Annotated in this window: 7 protein-coding genes; all 7 read right to left on the reverse strand. The window is 37.6% G+C overall.

Annotated elements, in window-relative coordinates; all coding sequences use genetic code 11:
• Positions 1 to 452: 452 nt before the first annotated feature.
• Entirely contained in the window at positions 453 to 1646 is a 1194-nt protein-coding gene (locus tag CW736_RS09745) for an acetyl-CoA C-acyltransferase (RefSeq protein WP_101013763.1), read from the reverse strand.
• Positions 1647 to 1764: 118 nt separating this feature from the next.
• Entirely contained in the window at positions 1765 to 2022 is a 258-nt protein-coding gene (locus CW736_RS09750) for a four helix bundle protein (RefSeq protein ID WP_232735340.1), read from the reverse strand.
• 63 nt (positions 2023 to 2085) lie between these two features.
• Positions 2086 to 4494 (reverse strand): 3-hydroxyacyl-CoA dehydrogenase/enoyl-CoA hydratase family protein, encoded by a 2409-nt coding sequence (locus CW736_RS09755; protein WP_101013764.1) that lies wholly within the window; start codon positions 4492 to 4494, stop codon positions 2086 to 2088.
• Position 4495: 1 nt separating this feature from the next.
• Positions 4496 to 4954, reverse strand: coding sequence for a MarR family winged helix-turn-helix transcriptional regulator (locus CW736_RS09760; RefSeq protein WP_101013765.1), 459 nt, complete (start codon positions 4952 to 4954; stop codon positions 4496 to 4498).
• A 175-nt stretch (positions 4955 to 5129) separates the two neighbouring features.
• Positions 5130 to 8048 carry a gliding motility-associated C-terminal domain-containing protein gene (locus CW736_RS09765; protein ID WP_101013766.1) on the reverse strand — a complete coding sequence of 973 codons (2919 nt, stop codon included), beginning with the start codon at positions 8046 to 8048 and terminating at the stop codon, positions 5130 to 5132.
• Between the two features lie 23 nt (positions 8049 to 8071).
• On the reverse strand, positions 8072 to 10120 hold the full coding sequence (locus CW736_RS09770; RefSeq protein ID WP_101013767.1) for a gliding motility-associated C-terminal domain-containing protein: 2049 nt from the start codon (positions 10118 to 10120) through the stop codon (positions 8072 to 8074).
• 30 nt (positions 10121 to 10150) lie between these two features.
• The gene (locus tag CW736_RS09775) at positions 10151 to 13432 is read right to left on the reverse strand and encodes a T9SS type B sorting domain-containing protein (RefSeq protein WP_101013768.1); all 3282 of its coding nucleotides are present in this window, start codon (positions 13430 to 13432) and stop codon (positions 10151 to 10153) included.
• Between the last annotated feature and the right edge of the window lie 106 nt (positions 13433 to 13538).

Raw genomic sequence — 13538 nt, forward strand, 5'->3', positions numbered from 1 at the left:
TAATATGTAATGTTCCTTAGAAAGAGATTAGAAATTAAAGGTGAGAGAGGAGTTTTTATTACTGTCCTAAAGCCCTATTAGCATTCTTTTCTTTGGAATTCATTGTTTTTGTTATCCGAATTTTTAAATTGACATCTTTCTTACACTTTTTTTAGTCATACGTTGTGTGCCTAGTCAAATAAAGCCCTTAGTGTATAATTATAAAAATCAGTATATGCTCAATAAGTTCTAGTATTATTTTAGCAACTATTTCAAGTTATGGGAAACGAGCCGTCTGTAATTTGAGAGGGCTGTTTAGCATCTTTACTTTTTTAAAAAACAAGCGGTCCAGCCATTTGGATCAGTTGTAATTTCTACAGCTCATTGTCCACTTGTTACATTAGGATGATGAGTACTTACCTTTGACTCATTTCCTTGTCTCTATATCCTAACTTCTTATAGTTATTTTTTCTTTAAGATAAAAACTCATATACTCCACAAGCTCCTTGTCCGGTACCTACGCACATCGTCACAAGCCCATACTTATTTTTCATTTCGCGTTTTCTCATTTCATCAAAGAGTTGAACGCTCAATTTTGCTCCAGTACAACCTAATGGGTGACCTAGTGAAATGGCCCCTCCATTAGGGTTAATGATGTCAGGGTTCAATCCTAATTCACGTATCACAGCGAGGGACTGAGAAGCAAAAGCTTCATTCAGTTCTATCATATCTACATCTTTCAAGGAAAGACCAGCTTGTTTTAAGGCTTTTGGAATGGCTTTTACTGGACCTATCCCCATAATTCTAGGTGGTACACCAGCAGCTGCAAAGTTGACCATACGAGCAATAGGCTCTAGGTTCAATTCTTTTACCATTTCTTCACTCATTACTAAAACCATTGCAGCACCATCACTCATCTGTGAAGAGTTACCGGCAGTTACAGAACCACCAGCAGCAAATACAGGTCGTAGTTTTGATAAAACTTCTAATTTTGTATCAGCACGTGGTCCTTCATCTTTGTTGATGGTATAAGATTTTGTTTCTTTTATACCGTCGGCATTTAAGAAGGTTTCATCTATGTGAATAGGTACGATCTGATCTTGAAAACGACCTTCTGCTTGCGCTTTAAGTGCTTTTTGATGTGATTCAAAGGCAAACTGATCTTGGTCTTCACGAGAGACTTTGAATTCATTAGCAACAGCCTCAGCAGTTAATCCCATTCCCCAGTAATAATCCTCGTGGCCGGCTTTGACTATGTTATAATCAGGAGTAGGCTTGTACCCACCCATAGGTATATAGCTCATAGATTCGGCTCCACCAGCTATAATACAACTCGCCATTCCAGATTGTATTTTTGCTGTAGCCATTGCAATAGTTTCCACACCACTAGCACAGTAACGGTTTACGGTAACTCCAGGCACACTGTCTATTTTCAATCCCATTAAAGAGATCAAACGAGCCATGTTAAGTCCTTGCTCTGCCTCAGGCATTGCATTACCTATAATCACATCGTCTATTCTTGTTTTATCAAGATTAGGCACTTCTTTTAACATTGCTTCGATGTTCTCGGCAGCAAGTTCATCAGGTCTTTTAAAACGGAAAACTCCTTTAGGTGCTTTCCCAACAGCTGTTCTTTTGGCAGCTACTATATATGCAGTTTTGTTCATTTCTACTAAGATTATAGAATATGGATCATAGAATATGGACTTATTATGAAAGTCGGTCTATAAATGATCCTATCATTCTTTGTGATTTTTGAATTTTCTCTATTGTTATATTATACAATTATTGATCAACATAATTTAATTTTAAAGCAACGGTAAATTGAGTTTCCCATTCATATGCAGATCCTAAACCTGTTTCCAAATATGTTTTAAAATGTTTATCTGTTGATTTTGCAGAACCTTCTGCAATATTTGATGGTATAGAAACAGCACAACTATTCATTTGACTAATCAAATTAAATTTTTCAAATTCTGGAAACGTTTTAGTAATTGAATAATTATGGATAACAAATTCAACTCCATCTTGCCAGATTTTCAAATTTCTAAAATTGTGTATCGCCATTTTCTATGATCCATACTCTTTCATCTATATTCTCAACAATTAGTTTCTCAACGGTTTTCCTTTTTGAATCATGTGTTGTAATCTCTCTAAAGTCTTACGTTCTCCTGTAAGACTTAAGAAAGCTTCACGTTCTAGATCTAGTAAATATTGTTCAGAGACTAGAGTAGGAGCACTTAAATCTCCACCCGCCATCACATAAGCCAGTTTATCAGCAATTTTCCTATCGTGTTCAGAGATGTATTTTCCAGCTTCCATTTGGTCTGTTCCAACTAAGAACATCCCTAAGGCCTGCTTTCCTAATACTTTTATATCTTTACGCATCGCAGGTTGTGTATAGCCTTTATCAGCTAATAATCTTGCCTGCGCTTTCGCGAAAGCGATACGTCTATGATCATTTACCACCACATGATCTATTCCTTTTCTAAGGATACCTAGGTCAAATGCCTCGTAAGCGCTAGTGGCAACCTTTGCCATCCCTATGGTTAAGAAATATTCTTGAAGCCTGTTCAATTCTACATCGTTTTTCTCAAATGTGTCGCTAGCGCGTAAGGCCATCTCTTTAGATCCTCCTCCGCCAGGGATTACACCTACGCCAAACTCTACTAAACCTATGTAAGTTTCTGCACTGGCAACAGCAACGTCCGAGTGCATAGTCATTTCACATCCTCCACCTAAAGCCATTTGATGTGGCGCCACGACAGTAGGAATACTACTGTAACGCAATCTCATAACTGTGTTTTGGAATTGTTTGATCGCCATGTTCAACTCGTCATATTCTTGTTCAACGGCCATCATAAATATCATACCTATGTTAGCTCCTACAGAGAAGTTGGCACCGTTATTTGCTACCACAAGACCATCAAAACGATCTTCGGCAATATCAATAGCTTTATTGAGCCCAGCAAGAACGTCTCCACCTATAGAATTCATTTTAGAAGTAAATTCTACATTTAAAATACCATCACCTATATCATGAACAGTTACACCAGAGTTTTTAAATACAGGAGCATTAGCACGCAAATTATCTAGAATGATAAACCCATCTTGACCAGGTTTCTTTACATAATCTTTATCTGGAATGGAGTAGTAGTAAGTCGCTCCGTCTTTTACGGTGTAAAAAGATTCAAAACCTTTTTCAAGCATTTCTAAAACCCAACCTGCTGGTTCTTTACCGATCGCTTTCATGAGTTCCACACCTTTTGTAACGCCTACAGCGTCCCAAACTTGGTAAGGTCCATGTTCCCATCCAAAACCTGCACTCATCGCATCATCGATACGGTATAGTTCGTCAGATATTTCAGGAATTCTATGTTGTACGTAGGCAAACAAGGAAGCAAATGATTTTCTATAGAAATCACCAGCTTTATCTTTCCCTTTAATTAATACGGGAAAACGGTCAGCTACGTTATCAATTGATTTTGTCAATTCTAGTGTGGCAAACTTAGTTCTAGGTTGATTCTCATATTCCATGGAATCAAGGTTCAAGGCTAGAATTTCTTTCTGTCCATCTTTAGAAACGTTCTTTTTATAAAAACCTTGACCAGTTTTAGAACCTAACCACTTGTTTTCCATCATGGTATTGATGAAATCAGGAAGTTTAAAGCTGTCTTTTTGCTCGTCATGAGGGCAGTTTTCATAAACACCATTAGCAACGTGCACCAAAGTATCTAATCCTACCACATCTACTGTTCTAAAAGTAGCCGACTTTGCACGACCTATCACTGGACCCGTCAGTTTATCAACTTCAGAAACGGTTAATCCCATTTCTTTTACGGTATGGAACAAGCTTTGTATAGAGAAAATACCAATTCGGTTCCCAATAAACGCAGGAGTATCCTTTGCGAGAACAGAGGTCTTTCCTAAGTATTTCTCACCGTATTCCATTAAGAAGTCAGTTACCGCAGGATCACAGTTAGGCCCTGGGATTACTTCAAATAATTTTAAATATCTCGGCGGATTGAAAAAGTGAGTGACTGCAAAGTGCTTCTGGAAATCTTCACTACGTCCTTCATTCATAAAAGAAATAGGAATTCCAGAGGTGTTTGAAGTAATTAAAGTTCCTGGTTTGCGGTACTTTTCAATTTGTTCAAAAACAGATTTTTTAATGTCCAACCTTTCTACAACCACCTCAATAATCCAGTCGGTATCTTTTACTTTAACAAGATCATCTTCCAAGTTTCCAGTGGAAATTCTACTGGCAAATGATTGATTATACAAAGGTGCAGGCTTGCTTTTGATAGAAGCAGTAAGTTGATCATTAACCATACGGTTGCGAACGACTTTGTCTTCTAGGCTAAGACCTTTTGCTTTTTCTTTATCAGTAAGTTCCCTAGGAACGATGTCCAAAAGAAGAACTTCACAACCTATGTTTGCAAAATGGCAGGCGATACCGCTTCCCATAATTCCAGAACCTATTACCGTTACATGTTTTATTCTACGTTTTCCCATTTTATTTTTGAGCTACTAGAGTTTGTTTTTTGAATATTTTTTTAGAATTAACTATTTCGTTGATTTTGAAGGCAACTTCTAGAAAAGTTTCTAATTTTTCAGGTTCAATTTCATCTTTAACCACTTGGTCAAATGTTTTAACAACTGATTTAGAAAAATTACGCATTTCCATTCCGAAATCTGTTAGATGTATCAGGACGCTTCTCCCATCTTCTGGATTTTTGCGCCTTTCTATAAGACCTTTATTTTCCATCATTTTAAGAGTACGAGATAAGGAAGTTGCTTCCATTCCCATTTTTGGACCCAAAGAAGTGCTAGGTGTTCCAGTTTCTGGATCTATACTGATAAGTGCAAATCCTGTAGACATTGTACTACCTTTTACAGAAGCTTGTTCATTATACATTTTTGATACAGACATCCATGTGGCTCGTAAAATGTAATCAATAGTTTTATCTCTCATGCTTTAAATTCTAATGCAATATACAAATCTTTACTATGCACGCATAGTAAAAGAATAAATATTTCAATCGTTATAGTGTATAAGTTTCGCTTTCGCGAAAGCGTAATAACACCAAGGTAAAAAAAAATCCCAGTCTATACAACTGGGATCTTTTAAATTACAATATTGTGTAGCTTTAATAGTTGATGTATACCCAACTCGCAGAGTCTGGTGTATCAGCATCATTATATTGAATCACATAGAAGTAAACTCCGGTAGGTAGTAATCCGTCACCGGCTAATACTCCAGAATTGGGGATCCCAGCAAATTCTTGATAGTTAGTAGCAGTCGTTTCATAAACTACCGAACCATTGCGATTAAATACCTTTAGGTTAAAGTTAGTGTACTGTTCTGCAAGACCAGGTATAGAGAAAGTGTCGTTAATTCCATCGTTATTAGGACTGAAGCCTTCAGGAAAAATGATTTCACATCTTTCAAAAATGATCGTAAATGCAGAGGTATTGAAACATCCAGTAGTATTATTTTCTAGTCTAGCAAATAATAAATCGGTTGTAACTCCTGCTTGAAATGGTACAATATAAGTGATAGGTAGTGCATTTGTTCCAGATTGAGCATCAGCATCTGTTGTGTAGTAAGTGATCGTATAGTCTGATGGATTATTACCATTTAGTATGATAGCATCTTGAACGCTTAGTTCAAATAGATTTTGATCGAGATCCACACTATCATCACATATATTAGTTAGATCAGGTGCATTTCCTATAGAAGGAGCTTCTTGCACAGTGATCATAAAACTTGTGGTGTTGTAACATCCATCTGGAGTTTCAGATCTTACAAACAATTCTTCCGTTCCTGAAACGGAGTAAGGAGAGCTGAGAGGATTGTTTCCAGAATCAGCATCATTCATGCTGTTGTAGTAGCTTACGGTGTTTATCCCAGTAGGATCAACTTCAAGATCTTGGTCTTCAAGAATAAAAGCATTGCTGCCATCTAGTGGTGCATCATCACAAACTTCAATATCTACAGGAGTAGAAATAGAAGGTAAGCCGAGTACCACTAAGTTAAATGGAGCGGTACCAAAACAGTCTGCATCATTGGTGTTTTGAAGTCTTACATAAACTACTTGAGGGCTTGTCGTATTCATATAAGGAACACTTGTATCTATAGCAGCCATATTCATATCTGCATCCGATTGAGAATTATGAAGAGTATAGGCGACATCGGTAGGGTTACCAGCCGTATTTTCAATAACAGGTAGGTAACCTGCAAGGTCAAAATCTTCTAAGCCGTCTAGACTGGAGTCATCGCATAGTTCAAAGTCAGGAATATTTGAAACGCTAGGTGTTGTGCTTACGGTTAAATCAAATGAAGCAACTGCGCTACAACCGTCATCAATAGGAGACGTGTTATTAGATATACGTACCCATATTTGAACGGTACCTACAGCAACATCATAATTATCAGGTAATGGATTGGTGTTCATTTCTGCATCCATCATGGTTGGGTGGTAACTGATGTCAAAAACAACAGCATCTTGAGTACCTAGAACATCTAGAGTAAATTGAGTTAAATCAACTATTTCAGACCCAGAACCATCATCATCACAGTAATCTAATAAAGTAGTATCTATAGGATCAACAATTCCATTTTCAAAAATTGTGATGTCTTGAGTAAAGTCTCTTATATCCCCAGATACGTTGGTTACGTTAACGGTAACTGTATAAGTTCCTGAACTTACATAGTTATTTTGTACCACTCCTGGTCCAGTAACGGATAAGGTATTACCGTCTCCAAAATCCCACATAGAAGCGGCAACTTGAGGAAGACAAGCCAGTTGAAAATCGGTGGCGTCTCCTTGACATTGATCACTTACCGTAAAGAAACTTTGAAAGTCTGATTGTACAAATACAGGCAAGCCTTGTTTACCTTGTCCTGGACTGATATCAAAAGCGATTGGGTTGTATGTAGCAGTAGCCGTTTCAGAGTTTTCAATTTTACCTATGGTGGTTTGATCAAATCTAGCCACGTAGATTTCACCATCTTTTGCTAGTTGTAGTGTACTTCTTCCTTCCCCTACATTAGCAATTTGAGTTTTAGATGACAGGATGTTTGCATCATCACATAATTCATATTGAAAAATCAATTTTGTACCACCAAAGCCATAAGTATTACTGTCATCATGATACAAATATTGAGAAGAGGCAGAGAACTCAGCTCCATAAACTGGACCTGTGTGAAGTGTTAATCCAGCGCCGCTGACCTGACCATTACCAGGATTGAACTCATATAAATATGCTCCAGTGGAAGCTGTACCGCCAAAACCTCCATTTTGATTACACACCACTAGTTTTGTACCATCTGGTGAGATACGCAACATACCACGGTCACCGCTTGTAGCACCAACTGGTGTGGGAAACCATCCTTGATTTGCATTGGAAGATTGTGGAATAGGAGTCGGGAAAACGAAAGATATATTAGGACCAGGGATACCTCTTACTTCCCAAGTAAAAAGTGCGTTAAAATCTCCAGTTCCATTATTTTGTGCTGTTGCATTGCTTTCAGCAAATGTCATTATATAAGCATTATTGGAGTTGGTTTTGATAGTTGCAGCAACTTTTTCCGCACAACTTTGAAGTAAAACTACGTTTTTAATTCCTCCTACGACATCACCTAAGCCACCGTTTAATGCCATTTCAACTCTAGAATAGGATAAAGGGCCTCCACCAGCTGCACCTACCGTAAATATAAAATATACACCAGCAGTTTCTGGAGCTTTAACTACTATAGCTGATTGTGTGGAAGAAAAATTTCCATCGAGTCCGGTTCCATTTGGCATAATGGTTCCATTAGTATTCCACACGGTAGATCCATCAGTAAAAAACAAAAGGTTTCCGCTGTCATCTGATATTACTGCTACACCTTCATCAGTATCATATCCAGAAGTAAGTACCGCCGGACTATTGGATCTGTTTTGAGGGTTAGGAGTAAATTCTATACCAGCTCCATCACCAAAAATCCACCAAGAAGATTCATTTTGGGCTGTGAGTGATAAACTAAGGGTTAAGGTTAATGTAAGAAGTAATAGTCTTTTCATCTTTAATTGTGATTGGTTTAAGCTTATCTTAAATAGACGTAGCCTGCTTTAGGTTTGGTGTGTGGTTCATTTAATTCTAATACGTAAAAATAGGTTCCTGTAGGTAATCGTTCTCCTGAGTTGAATAAACCGGTATTTGAAGTGCCGTCCCATCCCCCAGAGTCATTATTTCCTTCCCATATTTTTTGTCCGTATCTGCTAAATATATACATTTTATGTTTAGCATAGATGTTATAAAGGCCAGAAACGATGAACGTATCATTTAATCCATCACCGTTAGGGGTAACCACATTAAAAACCTCAACAGGACAATTTTTTATCTGTATCAAAAATGAATAAATTAGGAAACAGTTTTCATTTGATACTCTTACATGAATTTCTTGTGTAAGAAAGAGATTGGTATAATTAGAAGGGTTTAAAATTGAGTTTTGGTCTTCTAGTGCGTCTATTTCTGATTCATAATAGCTTACTGTTTGATTGCTATTTGTAGAAATAGTGTCACCAATTTCAGTTAAATCAAATAGCGCCACATCAAAACTTTCTTCACACTCTTCTAATATATTTGGAAAGCTATTCACAGATACTTGTTCAAATACTTCTACAGTCGTTGTAATGGTAAAAACTTGTACTAAGGTTTCTACGACGGCTGTTACGGTATAAGATCCTGGAGCAGAAAATAAATGAGAAGCTAAAAGGTCACTAGAAATATTAGCAGTTCCTGAGTTTGGATCTCCAAAATCCCAATTTACGGAGACCAAATTTGCTGCTGTATTGACCCTAAAAAACTGTTCCTCATCAAAACAGTGATCCATTGCTTCAATTTCTCCATTCAGTAAAAAGGATTGTACAAAAATGGGCAAGCCGTACCATGCTGTTGCATTTTGAGTTAATGGAAAAGAGTTAAAGGTATAATTGGCATTAGTTCCAGCATCATCAGGGTTATTGATAACACTCAGAGCATTTTGTTGATATCTAGAGTGGTAAATTTTATTGTCCAGTCCCAATTGCAGCGCACCTCTAAAAGGCGTGATATTATCTTGATGAATAACTATTGCGCTACTTGCGATATTAGATGCCGTTAAGTCATATTGAATAATTTCACCTCTTATTAATTCAAATATTTGAGTTGTAGAGGAATTCATATAATCCACTTCTGCATATAAAAATTGTCCATTTCCAGAAAATTCTACACCATAAATAGAACCACCATCTTGTCTAGTCAATAAGGGTAGCGGATTTGAAACTATACCTGTAGCATTATCAAAGTCGTATAGGTATAACTCGCCACCGTTAGCATAAGCGGCGCTGCGTGCTGTTAAAACATCTGTGATTCCCGCAAATTCTACTGTGGTGTTATTTGAAAAATGAGCGGCAACCAGTCTATTGCCTCTGGCGTTGACCTTAATGTAACCTCTCATGGCAGCTACATCAACATTTGTTACAGGTGTCGTAATCAATTCTACAAAAGGAGCAACTTGAGAAATAACGGGGCTCGTACTCAAACCGCTGGCTGTTAGTTCAAAAGAATAAAATAAATCTTGAAACTGCGAAATGATCCAAAATCCATCACCTGTAGCGTTTGAAATAGCGGTTAGTTTTTCTGAAGTTACAGGGAGTAGGTTAATGTTCTTGTTCAGAACATCTATATCTCCGGTACCACCGTTTAAAGACATGTCGACTATAGAATAGTGCAATCCTTCTGTATTGCGATAGACCAGATCATCAGTGTCTACGGTAAAAACATAATATAAATTAAGACTTCCAGGTAATGGAACGATGATAGCGCTGCTGGTACTTGAAGAGTTTCCTTTAAGGCCAGTCCCGTTAGGCATTATGATATGAGCGGCGTCGTATACTAAGGAGCCGTCTGTGTAGAATAATAAATTACCAAATTCATCTGAGATAGTGGCACAACCTTCCCCAGTGATTAATTGTCCGTCATCAATTGCTGCAGCACTACCGGTGTTAAAATCAATACCGGCGTTGATCCCAAAATACCAGTAGGAGGATTCTAGTTGCGCTTTCGCGAAAGCGGAACAAATAAAAATCAATAAATATAAAATGTACTTCATTGCTCTATCGTAAAAATAGGCAATCTGAATTTATCTTTTCAAGGTAAAGTGAGAAGAAAAGATTGTCCCATCCATTAAAGTAGCCTTGAACCAATAATCGCTTGAAGGTAAAGGAGTGCCATTATAGGTTCCATCCCAACCTGGGCCTTGCGGAGAAACTTGCTTTAAAAGTTTCCCATATCTATCAAAAATAAAAATTTCAGAATTTGGCTCAAAAACCACAGAGACCCCTATTAATTGCCAGTAATCGTTAAAGCCATCATTATTAGGAGTAAAAAAACGAGGATAACCCACAATACTAAAATCTTGTGAAGTGGTTCCACAACCGTTTTTATCCCTTACATAAGCGGTGTAAAATCCAGGAACAATGTTGTTAAAAACAGGACTATCTTGATAGGGGTCTTCTAAGTTAATGCGGTATTCATAATCCCCTAATCCAGTCACATTAATAGTTGCCGATCCACCGCTACTAGTACCTGCGTTTATAGTTTCTATGCGGGTAATAGTTGCAGGCTCACTTATGATAACCGTAATTAGTCTATCTCTAGAACAGCCTTCTAAGTTAGAAACCGTGACGCGATAATCGCCGCCTGCAGTTACAGAAATAGACTCTGAAGTTGCCCCAGTACTCCATACATAAGTGTAGTCATTTACAGTTCCAGTTAGGATGCCGCTATCAAGAGTTAAAGCTTGCGGATTGTTGCCACAATAATCATACAATTCGGTTAATTCTATAACCGGTAGTGCATTCACTGTTAATAATACCTCGCTGATTCCAAAACAGTTTCCATCTGGAGATTCTGCTCTTGCAAATAGGGTTTGGTTATCAGGCGTTGTGTTGGTAAATAGGTTAGGCAGTGTATTTTGCTCTGTTAAAGCCTCGTTTAGAGATGCGTAGTAATTTACAGTGACGTTTGCCGGTGCACTGATCAATACATCGTTATTGGCATTGGAAAGATCAAACTCTGCAAGACCATCTTCCATTCCATCATCATCACAAATAGATAAGGCAGTGTCTTGAGCATCGCTAGCACTAACTGATAAAGTAACAGCAGAAGTACTGTAACATCCAGTGAGATCATCTGTAACTCTAGCGATGATGTTTTGCATAGGAGTAAGGTTGATATAGCTTACATTATCCAGTGCATTTAAATTAGCATCTGCATCATTTTGATTGATAAAATAAGAAACGCTAACGCCCACAGCACTTGCACTTATTGAATTATCAAAACTCATAAAACTAAACACCGTTCTTCCATCTGGAGTGCCGTCTTCATCACATTGAAACGCAGAGAAGTCGTTAGCGACAGGTTTAGGATTAACAATTAAATCAAAAGATTGAGTGGTATCAAAACAATTTGGTTCTAAAGCATTTTCTATACGTATAAATACCGTTTCATTAAAAGGGGTTGTATTAGGATAACTCAATGCCAATGCGCCAGAGTTATTGTCGGCATCATTTTGTGAAGAGTGATAGGAGATATTAAAATCAGAGGCGTTTTGAGAGCCTAGGATGGTATTGGTCTGATTGCTCAAATCAAAAGTTATCACTCCATCAAAATCGTCATCACAAACCTCTAAATCATTTACCAGATTAGAAATGGGTTGATCAAATATTTTTAAATCAAAGGCTAAGGTTTCATAGCAGCTGGCACTATTACTGTTATAAATTCTAGCAATAAGTGTTTGTTGAGGAACATTTGCTAGAAAGGGAGTAGTAATGGCATTTCTGTTCAAATCGGCATCTGCTTGATTAATAAAATACCGCACTGTAAAAAGGTTAGGGTCTTGTGCACCTAAAATTTGAGGTGTAGCAAGTAAGTCTAAATCAACTATTTCTCTACCGTTAAGATCTGCATCACAGGCAACTATATCGCTTATGGTATTTGCAATAGGAGTGTCATAAATCTGTACATTTTTACGATAGACTCTCGTGCTTCCACCACTTGTTAATGATAAAACAACATTATAAATTCTAGCGGCAGTATAAATATGAGTTGGGTTTTCTAGTGTAGAAGTGGTTCCATCACCAAATTCCCACAGCACGGAATCTGGTGGTGTGTCAGATCGAAATTCAAATGTGGTACCATCCCCTAAACACAAATTTTCTACTTCTATTAAAGCAAAGAAACTTTGAATAAAAGGGGGTAATCCTTGAGCTGACATGCGACCAGCTAAAGGAATAGCATCGTGTTGATAATTACAACCAGTACCTACGACATTAGGATTATTAATAACACCTAAAAAATTTCTACCAATGGTAAAAGTATCGGCAAGTGCTCTGTATATTTTCCCGTCTATACCCAATTGTATGGCACCTCGATAACCAGGACGTGTATCTATTTCAATACCGCTCAAAAATGGAGTAGATAGGTTTGCTGGAGTGAGTTCGTATTGATAAAGAGTAGAGGAATGGTTTGCGGGATTATTTCCAAAGGTGTCATTAGAAGCTGTGATATACAATAAGCTGCCGTCTGGAGAGAACTCTGCACCATACCCAGCTTGATTTGCAGTAGTTAAATTTATAGCCCTTTCATTGGAAACGACTCCAGTACTTTGGTCAAAATCGTAGATATAACTTTGAGCACCCATGGTACAAGAAACTAGAAAGCGACCGTCTGGTGAGAATTTTAAATATCCCCTTCTTGCTAATGTAGGGGTAGCAACAGTTGAAATAATTGGTATAGGATTAACTCCAGTAGCAGAAACAGTAAACGTGTGGAATGAATCAAAGAAGCCAAAACCTGTAGAGTTGGCGTAAGTAGTTACAAATATCTCATCATTGACTGAATGATTAATTGCGGTCAATTTTTCAGAAGCCTCGTCTACTAATGAAGGCGGATTGTTAATATCAGTAGTTACCTCTCCGAGTCCAGAATTACCTCTCATGTCTACTTCATAATAATGCACTTTATCACCACCGCCCTGATTTCCTGGAGGAAGATCCACGGTGAAAATATAATAGATATTAGCATCTTGGGGTTTAGGAATAATAATCGCACTTTGACTGCTCGATGGATCGCCTCTCAATCCTTGGCCATTGAGCATAATTTGGTGGGTGCGATCATAAACTATAATCCCGTCAGTATAAAATAACAGCTGCCCATTCTCATCTGAAATGGTAGCACAGCCTTCGTTGGTGGAGACCTGACCATTAGTTAAAGGGGTTACCGCACCTGTTATGGGATCAAAGTTGATACCAGCGTTGAATCCAAAATACCAGTTTGATGCCTGCAATTGTGCATTTACGATACTAGAACACAATGTAATTGCCGTAATAAAGAAGGCTAATAAAAATTTCTTTTTCTGCATGTGCGAATTTAATACACCTATATCACATTTAATGCTTTTTTAGAAATTCTTCATTTACCTGGCCTTTCATTAAAAAAAGATGCCAATTGAAAAAAATCAATTGGCA

The sequence above is a fragment of the Nonlabens sp. MB-3u-79 genome, from assembly GCF_002831625.1.
Lineage (GTDB): Bacteria > Bacteroidota > Bacteroidia > Flavobacteriales > Flavobacteriaceae > Nonlabens.